Annotated in this window: 10 protein-coding genes; 5 read left to right on the plus strand and 5 right to left on the minus strand. The window is 55.6% G+C overall.

Going from position 1 to position 16351, the window contains the following annotated elements:
• Positions 1–7: 7 nt before the first annotated feature.
• Both ACOTYN_RS08145 and ahr read left to right on the plus strand, forming a co-directional pair.
• Positions 8–511, plus strand: coding sequence for a GNAT family N-acetyltransferase (locus ACOTYN_RS08145; RefSeq protein WP_023331404.1), 504 nt, complete (start codon positions 8–10; stop codon positions 509–511).
• An 83-nt stretch (positions 512–594) separates the two neighbouring features.
• On the plus strand, positions 595–1614 hold the full coding sequence (gene ahr / locus ACOTYN_RS08150; protein ID WP_014885407.1) for an NADPH-dependent aldehyde reductase Ahr: 1020 nt from the start codon (positions 595–597) through the stop codon (positions 1612–1614).
• A gap of 43 nt (positions 1615–1657) precedes the next feature.
• Here ahr and ACOTYN_RS08155 read toward each other — a convergent pair whose 3' ends face one another.
• A complete protein-coding gene (locus tag ACOTYN_RS08155; RefSeq protein ID WP_100124668.1) occupies positions 1658–3298 on the minus strand; it encodes a dihydroxyacetone kinase subunit DhaK in 1641 nt (546 codons plus the stop codon).
• Between the two features lie 137 nt (positions 3299–3435).
• On the opposite strand from ACOTYN_RS08155, the gene ACOTYN_RS08160 reads away from it, so the two are divergent.
• Positions 3436–4938 carry a helicase HerA-like C-terminal domain-containing protein gene (locus ACOTYN_RS08160; RefSeq protein WP_071922856.1) on the plus strand — a complete coding sequence of 501 codons (1503 nt, stop codon included), beginning with the start codon at positions 3436–3438 and terminating at the stop codon, positions 4936–4938.
• Here ACOTYN_RS08160 and ACOTYN_RS08165 read toward each other — a convergent pair.
• Complete coding sequence (locus ACOTYN_RS08165) at positions 4918–5859, minus strand: TIGR01212 family radical SAM protein (RefSeq protein ID WP_154816861.1); 942 nt, start codon at positions 5857–5859, stop codon at positions 4918–4920. The genes ACOTYN_RS08160 and ACOTYN_RS08165 overlap by 21 nt on opposite strands.
• A gap of 686 nt (positions 5860–6545) precedes the next feature.
• On the opposite strand from ACOTYN_RS08165, the gene gltB reads away from it, so the two are divergent.
• Positions 6546–11006 carry a glutamate synthase large subunit gene (gene gltB, locus ACOTYN_RS08170; protein WP_045268617.1) on the plus strand — a complete coding sequence of 1487 codons (4461 nt, stop codon included), beginning with the start codon at positions 6546–6548 and terminating at the stop codon, positions 11004–11006.
• Positions 11007–11015: 9 nt separating this feature from the next.
• Entirely contained in the window at positions 11016–12434 is a 1419-nt protein-coding gene (gene gltD, locus ACOTYN_RS08175) for a glutamate synthase subunit GltD (protein ID WP_045134760.1), read from the plus strand.
• 114 nt (positions 12435–12548) lie between these two features.
• Here the strand turns inward: gltD and ACOTYN_RS08180 are convergent, their stop codons facing one another.
• Genes ACOTYN_RS08180 through ACOTYN_RS08190 form a run of 3 tightly spaced genes read right to left on the minus strand, consistent with a single transcriptional unit; the run spans position 12549 to position 16235 of the window.
• Positions 12549–13109 (minus strand): hypothetical protein, encoded by a 561-nt coding sequence (locus ACOTYN_RS08180; RefSeq protein ID WP_032635417.1) that lies wholly within the window; start codon positions 13107–13109, stop codon positions 12549–12551.
• Entirely contained in the window at positions 13106–15526 is a 2421-nt protein-coding gene (locus ACOTYN_RS08185) for a fimbrial biogenesis outer membrane usher protein (RefSeq protein ID WP_332957647.1), read from the minus strand. The genes ACOTYN_RS08180 and ACOTYN_RS08185 overlap by 4 nt, the downstream gene beginning before the upstream one ends.
• A gap of 4 nt (positions 15527–15530) precedes the next feature.
• Positions 15531–16235 carry a fimbria/pilus chaperone family protein gene (locus tag ACOTYN_RS08190; RefSeq protein WP_014885415.1) on the minus strand — a complete coding sequence of 235 codons (705 nt, stop codon included), beginning with the start codon at positions 16233–16235 and terminating at the stop codon, positions 15531–15533.
• Positions 16236–16351 lie beyond the last annotated feature (116 nt).

Here is a 16351-nt window from a genome sequence, read left to right on the forward strand (position 1 = left end):
TAATACTATGAGCGTGATTACCCCCGTCGCGACGACGATGCGTCGGATCACTGAGCAGGACAATCCGGCTATTGCCACCGTTATCCGCACCGTTTCTGCGGAGTATGGGCTGACAGCGGATAAAGGCTATACCGTTGCTGACCCCAATCTTGACGAGCTTTTTCAGCTCTACAGCCAACCGGGCCACGCCTATTGGGTCATAGAGCAGAACGGCCAGGTAGTAGGCGGTGGCGGCGTTGCGCCGCTGAGCTGCAGCGAGCCGGACATCTGTGAGCTACAGAAAATGTATTTCCTGCCGTCCGCTCGCGGACAAGGGCTGGCAAAAAAACTGGCGCAGCTCGCCCTTGATCATGCTCGTACTCAGGGTTTTACGCGCTGTTACCTCGAAACAACCGCCTTCCTCAAAGAGGCCATCGGCCTGTATGAACATCTTGGCTTTGAGCATATCGATGCGCCGCTGGGCTGCACGGGCCACGTCGACTGCGAAGTGAGAATGCTGAAAAATCTGTAAATTTTGTTCCTGCCCCCTTCTGTTAAGCGGCCGTAAACTGAATGCTCTACACTCTCAGTTCACACCACAATGGGGGAAACACGATGTCGAAGATAAAAAGCTACGCCGCACCGCAGGCGGGTGCAGAACTTGAGCTGTACGAATACGATGCGGGCGAACTAAAAGCAGAAGACGTCGAAGTGCAGGTTGATTACTGCGGGATCTGTCACTCGGATCTCTCGATGATCGACAACGAATGGGGCTTCTCGAGCTATCCACTGATTGCCGGGCATGAAGTCATTGGTCGCGTCGCGGCGCTCGGTAGCGCCGCCCAGGACAAAGGGCTGAAGGTCGGCCAGCGCGTAGGTATTGGCTGGACGGCACGCAGCTGCGGTCATTGTGATGCTTGTATCAGCGGCAACCAGATCAACTGCCTTGAAGGCGCGGTGCCAACCATTCTGAACAAAGGCGGATTTGCCGATAAACTGCGTGCCGACTGGCAATGGGTTATCCCCCTGCCGGAGAGCATTGATATTGAATCCGCCGGTCCGCTGCTGTGTGGCGGTATCACCGTCTTTAAACCACTGCTGATGCACCACGTCACTGCGACCAGCCGCGTAGGCGTCATTGGTATTGGCGGCCTGGGACATATTGCCATCAAACTGCTGCACGCAATGGGCTGTGAAGTGACGGCGTTCAGCTCGAACCCGGCAAAAGAACAGGAAGTGCTGGCGATGGGTGCGGATAAAGTGGTGAACAGCCGCGATCCTGAAGCGCTGAAGGCGCTGGCGGGTCAGTTTGATCTGATCATCAACACCGTCAACGTCGATCTCAACTGGCAGCCATACTTTGAAGCGCTGGCCTACGGCGGTAACTTCCACACCGTGGGTGCGGTAATGAAGCCTCTGCCGGTTCCGGCGTTTACCCTGATCGGCGGGGATCGCAGCGTCTCCGGTTCTGCGACCGGTACGCCGTACGAGTTGCGCAAGCTGATGAAGTTCGCCGGACGCACCAAAGTGGCACCCACCACCGAGCTTTATCCGATGTCGAAAATTAACGAAGCTATCCAGCACGTACGCGACGGGAAAGCCCGGTATCGCGTGGTGTTGAAAGCGGATTTTTGATGTGAGTTTGCCGGGTGGCGGCTTCGCCTTACCCGGCCTACTTTTACCGCTGTGCCAATACGTTAAATACTTCTGCCACCGCAACCGCCCCCGGATCCATCACGCCATCCAGGTTCTCTTTGTTCACATACGACGAGCGCCCTGCTCCTGCTTTCTCCATTTTTGCCGTTGCTTCTGCCCCCTGCTGCGCTGCCTGCGCCGCTGCCTGAAGATCATTTTTCTGCAACGCCTCCAGCGCCGGTTGGAGCGCATCGATCAGGGTGCGATCGCCGAGATCCGCGCCGCCATACTGCTTCATTTGCGCCAGCCCGCTCAGCAGCGCATCCGGAAGCGATTTTCCGTCATGCAGCTTTTGCCCGGCTGCCGTGAAGAAGATCGACATCAGTACGCCACTCGATCCGCCCATCACCGTTGCCAGCCGCTCCCCTACCAGCAGCAGAAGCTTAGAGACATCATCAAGCGGAAGCGCATGCTCCTCCAGACGCTGCGCAATATCCCGCGCGCCTTGCGCAAAGGTGGAGCCGGTATCGCCGTCGCCCACTTTGGCATCCAGCGCGTTCAGACGATTTTCCAGTTGGATCAGCGTCCTGGCTACCGAGGAGACAGACTTTTCGACCTGTGGGTTTTCCGACGGAGTGTATTCCACGCGGTCATGGATGGCGCTATGTGCGACGGTACGCAGTGGCGCAAACGCCACGGGTTTCTGCCAGCCGAGCGTTTCCACCTCTTCATGAAGCGCTTTTTCGAATAGATCGTTGAGCTTCAGCAGCGTCAGCGAAAAACCCTTCATATCCAGGGCGCTTACCAGCGGGGCCGGGCCAATAAGATAAGCAATACTCTCTTTCAGCGCCGAGTGCGCCAGCTCTTTGGTCAGTAACGCCATTTCCAGCGCCGATACGCCACCAAGATTGTTAATCAGCACCGCAAAGCGCCCTTCACCCGCCTGCGCTTTCAGCGGGGTCACCAGCGTGTCGATAATCGCTTTGCTGTTTTGTGTGTCGACAACGGAAGCGCCCGGCTCACCGTGGATCCCCAGCCCCAGCTCGACATGACCCTGCTTAATGCGTCCCTCTTCATCGTCACTGCCCGGCAGGTTGCAGGTTTGCATCGCCACGCCCAGACTCCAGAGGTTATCGCAGGCCTGTTGCGCAATATCCCGCACTTCACTCAACGATTTCCCCTGCTCCGCCGCATAGCCCGCAATCTTATGCACCAGCGCCGTACCGGCAATACCGCGCGGCTGTTTGTTGTCGGGCAGCGCGATATCGTCCGCCACAATCACCATTTCGACCTTCAGCCCGTAACGTTTGGCCTTCTCGGCCGCCAGACCGAAGTTCAGCCGATCGCCGGTGTAATTTTTGATAATCAGCAGACAGCCGCGATCGCCCGTGACCGCGACAATGGCATTCAGCACCGCATCCACGCTCGGCGAGGCAAACAGATCGCCGCAGACGGCAGCCGTCAGCATGCCTTTGCCGACAAACCCGGCATGCGCGGGCTCGTGGCCAGAGCCGCCGCCGGAGATCACCGCCACGCGGCTTTTGTCCCAGTCACCGCGCGCGACAATCCTGATGGCAGGATCAATGTCGAGTTTGACGAGATTCGCGTGTGGCGCAGAAAGTAGTATGCCTTCAATGGCATCGTTGACCAGCTGTTTGCGATCGTTAAAGAAGAATCTGGACATAGTTTCCCACTATTTTGTTAACCGTATGCAAAAGCATAGTCCGCGCTGGATAATGCGCCGCAAAGTCAGCAATTTACTCAGCCAAATTGCTGCCAGGTTGCCTATACTCCACCCAGGACTAAGAGAGGAAGCGCATTATGAGTACACCATTGTTAATTGCCCGGACGCTGGAAAAAGAGCTGTATCTGCTGCCCGCGATGGCGAACCGCCACGGCCTGATCACCGGCGCGACCGGGACGGGGAAAACCGTCACCCTGCAGAAGCTGGCGGAGTCGCTTTCAGAGATTGGCGTGCCGGTCTTTATGGCTGACGTGAAAGGCGATTTAACCGGTGTGGCTCAGGAGGGTACCGCCTCTGAAAAATTGCTCGAGCGGCTGAAGAATATTGGCATCACGGACTGGACGCCGTACGGCAACCCGGTGGTGGTATGGGATATCTTCGGTGAGAAAGGCCACCCGGTCCGCGCCACCGTCTCCGACCTCGGCCCGCTGCTGCTCGCCCGTCTGCTTAACCTTAACGATGTCCAGTCCGGGGTACTGAATATTATCTTCCGCATCGCCGATGACCAGGGACTGCTGCTGCTCGATTTCAAAGATCTGCGGGCCATTACCCAGTACATCGGGGATAACGCTAAATCTTTCCAGAACCAGTACGGCAATATCAGCAGCGCTTCTGTCGGCGCGATTCAACGCGGGTTACTGACTCTGGAACAACAGGGTGCCGAACACTTCTTTGGTGAACCGATGCTGGATATCAAAGACTGGATGCGCACCGACAGCAGTGGAAAAGGCATCATCAACATTCTGAGCTCAGAGAAGCTCTACCAGATGCCGAAACTCTACGCCGCCAGCCTGCTGTGGATGCTCTCCGAGCTTTATGAACAGCTGCCCGAAGCGGGTGACCTGGAAAAACCGAAGCTGGTGTTCTTCTTTGACGAAGCGCACCTGCTGTTCAACGACGCCCCGCAGGTCTTGCTGGATAAGATTGAACAGGTCATCCGCCTCATCCGTTCCAAAGGTGTTGGCGTCTGGTTTGTCTCGCAAAACCCGTCGGATATCCCCGATAACGTGCTCGGGCAGCTCGGCAACCGCGTCCAGCATGCCCTGCGCGCCTTCACGCCAAAGGATCAGAAAGCGGTGAAAGCCGCCGCGCAAACCATGCGTGCGAATCCAGCCTTTGATACCGAAGCCGCCATTCAGGCGCTGGGCACCGGTGAAGCGCTGATATCGTTCCTTGATGCGAAGGGCAGCCCATCCATCGTGGAACGTGCGATGGTGATTGCGCCCTGCTCGCGTATGGGGCCCGTCACTGATGATGAACGTAACGGCCTGATTAACCATTCTCCGGTTTACGGTAAGTACGAAGACGAGGTGGATCGCGAGTCTGCGTTTGAGATGCTGCAAAAAGGCGTGCAGGCAACAACGGAGTCCCAGGATGCCCCTGCCGCAAAAGGGCAGTCCGTCGCCGTAGATGACGGCATTCTCGGTGGACTCAAAGACATTCTGTTTGGCAGCACCGGTCCGCGCGGCGGCAAACGCGACGGCGTGGTGCAAACCATGGCGAAAAGCGCGGCGCGGCAGGTCACCAATCAGATTGTACGCGGCATGCTGGGGAGTTTGTTAGGCGGACGTCGCCGGTAGAGGGGGAACCCACGGGCGCCCCAGCGCCGAACCCTGTACGCCGTTTTCCTGCAGATAGCGGTCAATTTCCACCATCCCCGTCCAGCGGTTCTCACACCAGAGCGGTGCCAGAAGCGTTGGACGGCGGGCGCTGGCCGAGATGCGGTGGTAAACAATCTCCGGCGGCGTGTGGCGAATCATCTCCCCCGCGGTCACCGTATAGTCCTCAAGCTCAATACCGCTTAACCGCCCCGCTTGCCAGGCTTTCGCCATAATGCTTCCCGTAACGATGTGTAGCGGATGCAGCTTGATACCGTCCACGCCGGTCTCAACGACCTTTTCCAGCGTCTCCAGGCCGTGCTGCTGCCCTTCGCCAGGGAGACCGACAATCAGGTGTGAACAGACCTTCAACCCACGCGCGCGCGCGAGGCGTGTGGTGCGCTGGTAACAGGCGAAATCATGGCCACGGTTAATGCGGTGCAGGGTTTTGTCATGTGCGGTCTGCAAGCCCAGTTCCAGCCAGATCTCGTAGCCTTGCTCCTTATACTCACTGAGCAAGTCCAGCACCGCGTCCGGCACGCAGTCCGGACGCGTACCGACGCACAACCCCACAATGTTTGCCTGCGTGACGGCCTGCTGATACATGGACCGCAGCACCTGCACTTCCGCCCAGGTACTGGTGTACGCCTGGAAATAGGCCAGATACTGCTTTGCGCGGTTGACCAGGCTGGCCTGATGTGCGAGCTGCTCTGCAATAGATTTGTGCTGCTGAGCTTCGTCAGCAAAGGAGGCCACGTTACAGAAAGTGCAGCCACCGCGCCCGATGGTGCCATCGCGATTCGGACAGCTAAAACCGCCGTGCAGCGTCAGCTTGTGAACCTTTTGCCCGTAGCGCTGCAAAAGATCCCCACCAAACATATTGACTAATTTCTGTAACTGCATAATCTGATAGACCGTCCCGAAGAAAGGGGACAAGCCTGCCATTTTTAGCCTCTGTCGGCGATGACCTGGATCAATCGCCCAGGACGGCCTTTATCTATATGAATAAATACTCAAGATTACTGCAGTTTCATTCACACCATCTGTGATTACTTTTCCTTATGTTCTGATTGTTTTTTTCATTTATAGCGCCAGCACTGAAAAACAGTGACTTTATGCGGGTTTATAACCCATGCCAGATTATTGTTCTGCGTTAAAACCACTATTTAGCATGCTACGTTGATAATACCGCTTACATATAGTGAGACAGATCACACTCCGTTGCGGTCTACAAGGGCTTTTAATCAATGTAAAAATAGTTAAATACTCTTTATTTACAAATACATAGTCACTCTTTAGCACATTTTTGGATAAATAAGATTGCCATTTGACCTGTGTACCAATTCCCGATAAGTTGGAAATCCGCTGGAAGCTTTCTGGATGAGCGGCCTGCTCATCATATTTATGCAGTAATTGAGATTCCCTCTGAAGCAAGTCCTCAAACTTGTTTACCTGCGCGAAAGGATGAAAAGAGGGCGAATGCGAGGTACGCGTATGAAGCGCAAACCCCGTCGCCATGCTCTTTCTGCGCCTGTGCGCCACGGTAAAGTTCAGAGAGAAGCCCGACGAGCCTGGGGAGGTTCACTGATATGTTGTACGATAAATCCCTTGAGAAGGATAACTGTGGTTTCGGCCTGATCGCCCACATAGAAGGCGAACCTAGCCACAAGGTAGTGCGTACCGCTATTCACGCACTGGCCCGTATGCAGCACCGTGGCGCCATCCTTGCTGATGGTAAAACCGGCGACGGTTGTGGCCTGCTGCTGCAAAAACCGGATCGTTTCTTCCGTATCGTTGCGGAAGAGCGCGGCTGGCGTTTAGCCAAAAACTACGCTGTCGGTATGCTGTTCCTGAACCAGGATCCTGAAAAGGCTGCCGCTTCACGCCGCATCGTCGAAGAAGAACTTCAGCGTGAAACCCTGTCGATTGTCGGCTGGCGCGATGTGCCAACCAACGAAGGGGTGCTCGGTGAAATCGCCCTCTCCTCACTGCCTCGTATTGAGCAGATTTTTGTTAACGCGCCTGCGGGCTGGCGTCCACGCGATATGGAACGCCGCCTGTTTATCGCCCGTCGCCGCATTGAAAAACGCCTCCAGGACGATAAAGAGTTCTACGTCTGTAGCCTCTCGAACCTGGTCAACATCTATAAAGGTCTGTGTATGCCGGCTGATCTGCCGCGCTTTTACCTGGACCTGGCGGACCTGCGTCTGGAATCGGCCATTTGCCTGTTCCACCAGCGCTTCTCCACCAACACCGTTCCACGCTGGCCGCTGGCGCAGCCGTTCCGCTATCTGGCGCACAACGGCGAGATCAACACCATCACCGGTAACCGCCAGTGGGCTCGCGCCCGTACTTATAAGTTCCAGACGCCACTGATCCCTGACCTGCACGACGCTGCGCCGTTCGTGAATGAAACTGGCTCGGACTCAAGCTCCATGGACAACATGCTGGAGCTGCTGCTGGCGGGCGGGATGGACATCGTGCGCGCCATGCGTCTGCTGGTGCCACCGGCATGGCAGAACAACCCGGATATGGACCCTGAGCTGCGCGCCTTCTTCGACTTTAACTCCATGCACATGGAGCCGTGGGACGGCCCGGCGGGCATCGTTATGTCCGACGGTCGTTTTGCCGCCTGCAACCTGGACCGTAACGGTCTGCGTCCGGCGCGATACGTCATCACAAAAGACAAGCTCATCACCTGTGCCTCTGAAGTCGGTATCTGGGATTACCAGCCTGATGAAGTGGTCGAGAAAGGCCGCGTCGGTCCGGGCGAGCTGATGGTTATTGACACCCGCGGTGGGCGCATACTGCACTCTGCCGAAACCGATCACGATCTGAAGAGCCGTCATCCATACAAAGAGTGGATGGAGAAGAACGTGCGTCGTCTGGTGCCGTTTGAAGATTTGTCGGACGAAGAAGTGGGCAGCCGCGAGCTGGACGACGATACGCTAGCAAGTTTCCAGAAACAGTTTAACTACAGCGCGGAAGAGCTGGACTCGGTTATCCGTGTGCTCGGAGAAAACGGCCAGGAAGCAGTCGGCTCCATGGGTGACGATACCCCATTTGCCGTGCTCTCCAGCCAGCCACGCATCATTTATGACTACTTCCGCCAGCAGTTCGCGCAGGTTACTAACCCGCCAATCGATCCGCTGCGTGAAGCCCACGTGATGTCGCTGGCCACCAGCATCGGTCGCGAGATGAACGTCTTCTGCGAAGCCGAAGGCCAGGCGCACCGTCTGACCTTTAAATCGCCGATCCTGCTGTACTCCGACTTCAAACAGCTCACCACCATGACCGAGGAGCACTACCGCGCCGACACGCTCGACATTACGTTTGACGTGAACGACGCGAGCCTCGAAGAGACGGTGAATGCGCTGTGTGACAAAGCCGAACAGATGGTGCGTAACGGTACCGTTCTGCTGGTGCTGTCTGACCGCAATATCGCGAAAAACCGTCTGCCGGTGCCTGCGCCAATGGCGGTGGGTGCTATCCAGACGCGTCTGGTGGATAAGAGCCTGCGCTGCGATGCCAACATCATTGTTGAAACCGCCAGCGCCCGCGACCCGCACCACTTTGCCGTGCTGTTAGGCTTTGGCGCGACGGCGATCTACCCGTACCTGGCCTACGAAACGCTGGCCCGTCTGGTGGATACCCGCGCGATCGACAAAGATTACCGTACTGTGATGCTGAACTACCGTAACGGCATCAACAAAGGCCTGTACAAGATCATGTCCAAAATGGGCATCTCGACCATTGCCTCTTATCGCTGTTCGAAGCTCTTTGAAGCGGTCGGCCTGCATGATGACGTGGCAAATCTCTGCTTCCAGGGCGTGGTTAGCCGTATCGGTGGAGCCGGTTTTGCTGACTTCCAGCAGGATCTGGTGAACCTGTCCAAACGTGCCTGGCTGGCACGTAAGCCGCTGGATCAAGGCGGTCTGCTGAAATACGTTCACGGTGGTGAATACCACGCCTATAACCCGGACGTTGTGCGCACGCTGCAGCAGGCGGTGCAGAGCGGTGAATACAGCGATTATCAGCAGTATGCTGAGCTGGTGAACAACCGTCCGGCGGCGACGCTGCGCGATCTCATTGCCCTGAATCCGGGTGATGAAGCGGTCAGCATTGACGACGTTGAGCCTGCTTCCGAGCTGTTCAAACGCTTCGACACCGCAGCAATGTCCATCGGCGCACTGAGCCCGGAAGCCCACGAGGCGCTGGCCGAAGCCATGAACAGCATCGGCGGTAACTCCAACTCCGGTGAAGGCGGTGAAGATCCGGCGCGTTACGGCACCAATAAAGTGTCCCGTATCAAGCAGGTGGCATCCGGTCGTTTTGGCGTGACGCCTGCGTACCTGGTCAACGCCGACGTGATTCAGATTAAAGTCGCTCAGGGTGCGAAACCGGGCGAAGGCGGTCAGCTGCCGGGGGATAAAGTTACCCCGTACATCGCCAAACTACGCTACTCGGTGCCGGGCGTGACGCTGATCTCCCCGCCACCGCACCACGATATCTACTCTATCGAGGACTTAGCGCAGCTGATTTTCGACCTGAAACAGGTCAACCCGAAAGCGATGATCTCCGTGAAGCTGGTTTCCGAACCGGGCGTGGGCACCATCGCCACCGGCGTGGCGAAAGCTTATGCGGATCTCATTACCATCGCCGGCTACGACGGCGGTACCGGTGCAAGCCCGCTCTCCTCCGTGAAATACGCGGGCTGCCCGTGGGAGCTGGGCCTGGTGGAAACCCAGCAGGCGCTGGTGGCGAACGGTCTGCGTCATAAGATCCGACTTCAAGTGGACGGTGGCCTGAAAACTGGCCTCGACATCATCAAAGCCGCGATCCTCGGTGCGGAAAGCTTCGGCTTCGGTACAGGCCCAATGGTGGCGCTCGGCTGTAAATACCTGCGTATTTGCCACCTGAACAACTGCGCAACCGGTGTGGCGACCCAGGATGAGAAGCTGCGTAAGAACCACTATCACGGGCTGCCGTTCAAAGTGACCAACTACTTTGACTTCATCGCCCGGGAAACCCGCGAGCTGATGGCGCAGCTGGGCGTGAAGCGTCTGGTGGATCTGATTGGCCGTACCGACCTGCTGAAAGAGCTGGAAGGCTTCACGGCGAAGCAGCAGAAGCTGGAGCTCAGCAAGCTGCTGGAAACCGCGCAGCCACACCCAGGCAAAGCGGTGTACTGCACCGAGAACAACCCACCGTTTGACAATGGCGTGTTGAATGCGCAGCTGTTGCATCAGGCGAAACCGTATGTGGACGAGAAGCAGAGCAAGACGTTCTGGTTTGATATCCGCAACACCGACCGTTCCGTGGGCGCGTCGCTCTCCGGTTATATCGCGCAAACGCACGGTGACCAGGGGCTGGCAGCAGATCCGATTACCGCGCACTTCAGCGGCACTGCGGGTCAGAGCTTCGGGGTGTGGAACGCAGGCGGCGTTGAGCTGTACCTGACCGGTGACGCCAACGACTACGTCGGTAAAGGCATGGCGGGTGGTCTGCTGGCAGTGCGCCCTCCGGTCGGCTCTGCCTTCCGCAGCCACGAAGCGAGCATCATCGGTAACACCTGTCTGTACGGCGCGACCGGCGGTCGTCTGTTCGCTGCGGGCCGTGCGGGTGAGCGTTTTGCGGTGCGTAACTCCGGTGCCATCACCGTGGTGGAAGGCATTGGCGATAACGGTTGTGAATACATGACGGGCGGGATTGTTTGCGTTCTGGGTAAAACCGGCGTGAACTTTGGCGCAGGCATGACGGGCGGTTTTGCCTACGTCCTGGATGAAGACGGTGAGTTCCGCAAACGCGTGAACCCGGAACTGGTGGAAGTGCTGGACGTTGATACGCTGGCTATCCATGAAGAACACCTGCGCGGTTTGATTACCGAACACGTGCAGCATACCGGTTCTTCGCGCGGCGAAGAGATCCTGGCGAACTGGCCGGCGTTCTCAGCGAAATTTGCGCTGGTTAAACCGAAGTCCAGCGATGTTAAAGCCCTGTTGGGTCACCGTAGTCGTAGCGCAGCAGAGCTGCGCGTGCAGGCGCAGTAAGGAATTCAGATGAGCCAGAACGTATACCAGTTTATCGACCTGCAGCGTGTTGATCCGCCAAAGAAACCGCTGAAGATCCGTAAAATTGAATTTGTTGAGATTTACGAGCCGTTTTCAGAAGGCCAGGCCAAAGCGCAGGCAGACCGCTGCCTGTCCTGCGGTAACCCTTATTGCGAATGGAAATGCCCGGTCCATAACTACATCCCGAACTGGCTGAAGCTGGCCAACGAAGGGCGTATTTTTGAAGCCGCCGAACTCTCACACCAGACCAACACCCTGCCGGAAGTGTGCGGCCGTGTGTGTCCTCAGGACCGCCTGTGTGAAGGCTCCTGTACCCTGAACGACGAGTTTGGTGCGGTGACCATCGGTAACATTGAGCGCTACATCAATGATAAAGCGTTCGAGATGGGCTGGCGTCCGGATATGACCGGCGTGAAGCAAACCGATAAGCGCGTGGCGATCATCGGTGCGGGCCCGGCGGGCCTGGCCTGTGCGGACGTGCTGACCCGCAACGGCGTGAAGGCGGTGGTCTTTGACCGTCATCCGGAAATCGGTGGTCTGCTGACCTTTGGTATTCCGGCCTTCAAGCTGGAAAAAGAGGTCATGACCCGTCGACGTGAAATCTTCACCGGCATGGGTATTGAGTTCAAACTGAATGTGGAAGTGGGCCGCGACGTGCAGCTCGACGATCTGCTGAAGGATTACGACGCGGTGTTCCTCGGCGTGGGCACCTATCAGTCCATGCGCGGCGGTCTGGAGAACGAAGATGCGCCGGGCGTGTTTGATGCCCTGCCGTTCCTGATTGCCAATACCAAGCAGATTATGGGCTACGGCGAAACCGCCGACGAGCCGTTCGTCAGCATGGAAGGCAAACGCGTGGTGGTGCTGGGCGGCGGTGATACCGCGATGGACTGCGTGCGTACCTCTATTCGTCAGAATGCGGCGCACGTCATCTGCGCCTACCGCCGTGACGAAGAGAACATGCCGGGCTCTAAACGCGAAGTGAAAAACGCGCGTGAAGAGGGCGTGGAATTCCAGTTCAACATCCAGCCTCTGGGTATTGAAGTGAATGCTAACGGCAAAGTGAGCGGCGTGAAGATGGCGCGCACGGAGATGGGTGCGCCGGATGCGAAAGGCCGTCGTCGTGCAGAGATTGTCGCAGGCTCTGAGCATGTGATCCCGGCTGATGCCGTGGTGATGGCGTTCGGTTTCCGTCCTCACAGCATGGAGTGGCTGGCGAAGCACAGCGTTGAGCTTGACTCTCAGGGTCGTATTATCGCCCCTGAAGGCAGCGATAACGCTTTCCAGACCAGCAACCCAAAAATCTTCGCGGGTGGCGATATCGTTCGCGGTTCTGACCTGGTGGTGACAGCCATTGCCGAAGGGCGTAAAGCGGCCGACGGGATTATGAACTACCTGGAAGTGTAAGAAAAAAGCCGGACGGTATTTACCCTCCGGCTTTTTTTATGCGGTTTACAGCCATTGATTATCACCCTACCCCGCATGCAGCTCCGCTTTTAAGGAGTGCCGCGAAGAGAAGGGTTACTTCGTCAATAAACTCCAGGACAAATCACTTTCCAGCGTAGTTTGATCTGTCAGATGGCTGAACGCGCTATCGTTGAGAACCGGCGAGAGCGTTACGTTGAAACTCATCTGCTGGCCGGAAGGAACCTGGTTATTCTCAAGCGCAATCACCGCCTCGTTATTACGCAGGTAGAGAGGTGTCGGCGTACCGTTTTCAGGCGTAAAATTTAGCTGATCAACTGTTTTACCCACACTGTAACTTTTGCCATCGACGGTCATGTTGTCAATTTTGACCGCGACACCACCGGACTGCCCAAAAAGAAACCGCCCCTTATCTCCAGCTGTACCGCGCAGTAACACCGCCATCTGCTGAGTCTGAGGACAGAAAACGTTGACCGTGATGTCACGATCGGCCATTTTGTGCCAGTCCTGTTGCGTCGTTTCGATCGTATCCCGACGCATCTCGTGATAATCCACCACCGGCTGTGAGAGGCTGATCTGGCAGTCTTCAGCATGGGTTACCCCTGTCATACCGAGCATCAGCAAGGCTACTAAGCCCGATAAGTGTCGACTGTTCATCGGCAAACTCCGTTCACTTCTTCGTAGAAGGCATTTTCGTCACGCTTATCAGCCAGAGTGTAATCAATCTTACACAGTCGGTTATTGTTACCGTCTAGCGCGTAGAGGGCGCTCAGCTGATCGGCATCGTTAATAAAGACGTGGCCATCATCAACCGTGGTCACGATATAGTTACCTTTCTCATCAACAATCGAGATCCCTTTATTCAGGGGCTGACCGTTAGCCTGCTTTACGCTCAGCATGACGCGGCGGCTGTTGAGTACTTTGAAATCAATCTCGCTGACCGAAGCATGGCCTGCGGCGATATATTTCGTGCCGTTAGCCAGCGTCATACTCTGCGGCAGCTTGTTAGCATCAATTTCTATGCGGGAGTTATGCCATTCGTTGAGAGAAGGCACCACGGCCTGGCCCCATGGATCGGTCCAGACGGTGCCTTGCGGAGTGGAAATTTCAACGCCGCTCTTCTTCTCGCTCAGTCTGGCAATCGCGAAGGTATCCTGAATCGAATACGGCGAGAAAGTCACGCCCTCTTTATGCATGGCCACGCCACCCGACAATGTCGCACTGTAGTTCCGCTGATTATCACCACTGGTTCCGCCCCCCACGCTTAGCTGCGTATAGTGGAGGTTAGTGTTGATGTTGCCATTGAAGCTGTTGTCTTTGGTATCCTGATCGCGATCGGCTGAGATGTAATAGTGCGTATTGTCTCCCAGCGAGCCGCTGTTAGACACGCCATAGGTGGTGCTATCACCCTGTTTACGCATATAGGAGCTGATCGACTGACTGCCACCGAGCGGGATGCTCACGTTGACGTAGAACATCTCATTGTCCTGATCGTCATCGACATTACCTACCGCACTTTGCCAGTTCATGGACACTGACGCGTACGAAAAGGTCTTGCCCCATGACAGCAGGAGATAACGTGAGTCATCCCTACCACCATTGGTCTGGTTGTAGTTGAACCCTGCGCTAAACACCCCCGCCAGAGGGGAGGAGAAACGAACGTTGCCAGAATAGGTATTGTCATATCCCTGATAATCGTCATCCATTGCGTCAGCCATTTCGCGGTACTCGCCGCTGTAATGCGTCGCACTGCCTGAAAGACCGACATACTCGTTCAGGATATAATCACTTTGCAGATCGGTTTTTACTCCGCTGCTGCTGTCACCAAAGTTCGCACTGCTGACTGCTGCGCCCGTTGAAAGAGTCCAGTCATCGTTTATCAGGAACTCTGTTCTGCCGCCTGCTGCCTGGTAGTTTTCCGCAGCTGCACCAGAAGCCAGGAGATTCATCCACGGTGAGATGCGCCAGCCGTCAGAAATGTTCATTACCAGCGGATCGCTATATTCGCTTTCGATGCTGCGCACCTGACCTACAGAAAGGGTCAGCCCCTGTGGGCGTGAAAGGTTGCGCGCCCTTACCTGAGACGCCGGGACAATAAACCGGTTAGTCGCACCATCGGACTCTACCACCGAGACGTCCAGATCCACATTGTTGCGAACCACGGGCACGTCATCCAGCGTGAAGGGGCCTGCAGGCACAAGGGTACTGAAGACCAACTGCCCGTTCTGGCGGACTTCTACACGTGCCTGGGAAGACTGGGCGATACCGGAAACACTCACGCCAGAGCTTGTTTTCGCCAGGCCGCTGGTCGGCATAAACTGCACGCCGGTAATCGGCACGCCGCTCAACACGTTGGACATGGCGTTGATTTCACCCACCTGCATCGTCATCTTCTGCGCGGCAAATACATGTTCTGCATAGGTGTAAATGCTTTCAGCATTTCGGCTACCGTTGTCATCCGTCAGGATATAACGGCTGCGCAGCGCCCAGTCCATCGTGTTGAATCCGGCTTCCAGGCTGGCCTGAGAGTAGCGGCTAGTGTCGTTGTCACCATAGTCGTTATGGGTACTGAACAATGAATAGTTCAGCAGCGCCGCCGTTCCGCCATGCTGAAAGTTTTTGATATCTCCCGACAGACTGTTCACCGCTTCAGCTGGCAGATAGAGTTCAACGGCTTCCTGGTTAGGCAAAGCGTTGATGATGGCTTTAGGATAGTTATCACGAATATCGTGACACGTCTCATCGGACTTTATTGGCACAGGCATCAGCCCGGCAAACTCCATGAGATCGTTGTCAAAGCAAAGCACGCCATCTTTGTTGAAACGAACTGCAGCCATTCCTCGCTCTTTCCCATTGACCTTCACCGAAACGGAGTGGGTTCCGGGTAAAAATCGCGGTGCTTCAGCGAAGTAATGGTTGAGATCTGTATTCAACCCCAGCGTTTGCATAATCCCCGTATCGAAGGTGACTTCCCTCGCCAGGACGGATGTCGAATCAAGTAATACCAGAGGTAATGTGCCGCAAAGAATGGCGCGGACACAAAATGCAAGGCGGCTTTGTTTAATCACCGTCATATCCCTATTTATTTAATTCCGACGTAAAGCTCGGTACCTCAACGCCATAGCGGCTGGCCGGGAAAAACTTAACGCTGCTGTCACCGCTGACTTTCTTTTTCATATCAGCCGTTAGCGTTTCGCCAGGAAGAATGTAGGTTTTGGACAGAGTGGCACTCACACCTGAAGGCAGCAGCATTACGTTCTGCCCAAGACGGACCACATATTTGCTAGGGTTTTTCACGGTGACAGACGCGCCGTTTGAAGACCACTTAAGGAACTTCCAGGCATCAGTAACCACTCCCAGAGATGCCGGACGAATAAGCACGGGTATATCCTGGCGAATGTTTATACCGATCTTGATTTTTTTATCATCGTTTTTAGGTGGAATACCGTCAAACGTGACGCGTTTATAATGCTCAACGTCCAACGGTTGTTTATTCTGAAGAATAAAGCGCAACTGCTGCGTCTGACCTGGCTCAAGACGTACCACTGGCTGCGTCGCAATAAGCTTAAGACCGGTATCATCCGGCAGATCAACGACATTCGTATATAAAAGTGAAGGGTGCGAGTCGGTATTCTTGACGTTTATCGTTCCACTGTGCGTCGCTTCATCAATGATTAACAGACTGGTTTCAGGCACCATGCCTTCTGCATGTACAGCAACACTGGCAGACAATAATGTGGCAGTAATAAGTGTATTAATTAAAGTGGATTTTAAACCTTGCATAATAATATCTCCTTGAAAGCAACAACAGAACAGTCCATGTTTATCGCGCCGTTAAAAAGAGAGTAAATGCAGCGCATTTACTCTCCGGTAATTAAATAACATTTACTCGATTAAAA

This window comes from Enterobacter cloacae complex sp. IR5458 (assembly GCF_049238025.1).
GTDB lineage: Bacteria > Pseudomonadota > Gammaproteobacteria > Enterobacterales > Enterobacteriaceae > Enterobacter > Enterobacter kobei.

What these genes read in the sequence shown, in the direction of transcription:
- ACOTYN_RS08145 (WP_023331404.1), top strand. Translation starts at nt 8, where the DNA reads ATGAGCGTGATTACCCCCGTCGCGACGACGATGCGTCGGATCACTGAG.
- ahr (WP_014885407.1), top strand. Translation starts at nt 595, where the DNA reads ATGTCGAAGATAAAAAGCTACGCCGCACCGCAGGCGGGTGCAGAACTT.
- ACOTYN_RS08155 (WP_100124668.1), bottom strand. Translation starts at nt 3,298, where the DNA reads ATGTCCAGATTCTTCTTTAACGATCGCAAACAGCTGGTCAACGATGCC.
- ACOTYN_RS08160 (WP_071922856.1), top strand. Translation starts at nt 3,436, where the DNA reads ATGAGTACACCATTGTTAATTGCCCGGACGCTGGAAAAAGAGCTGTAT.
- ACOTYN_RS08165 (WP_154816861.1), bottom strand. Translation starts at nt 5,859, where the DNA reads ATGCAGTTACAGAAATTAGTCAATATGTTTGGTGGGGATCTTTTGCAG.
- gltB (WP_045268617.1), top strand. Translation starts at nt 6,546, where the DNA reads ATGTTGTACGATAAATCCCTTGAGAAGGATAACTGTGGTTTCGGCCTG.
- gltD (WP_045134760.1), top strand. Translation starts at nt 11,016, where the DNA reads ATGAGCCAGAACGTATACCAGTTTATCGACCTGCAGCGTGTTGATCCG.
- ACOTYN_RS08180 (WP_032635417.1), bottom strand. Translation starts at nt 13,109, where the DNA reads ATGAACAGTCGACACTTATCGGGCTTAGTAGCCTTGCTGATGCTCGGT.
- ACOTYN_RS08185 (WP_332957647.1), bottom strand. Translation starts at nt 15,526, where the DNA reads ATGACGGTGATTAAACAAAGCCGCCTTGCATTTTGTGTCCGCGCCATT.
- ACOTYN_RS08190 (WP_014885415.1), bottom strand. Translation starts at nt 16,235, where the DNA reads ATGCAAGGTTTAAAATCCACTTTAATTAATACACTTATTACTGCCACA.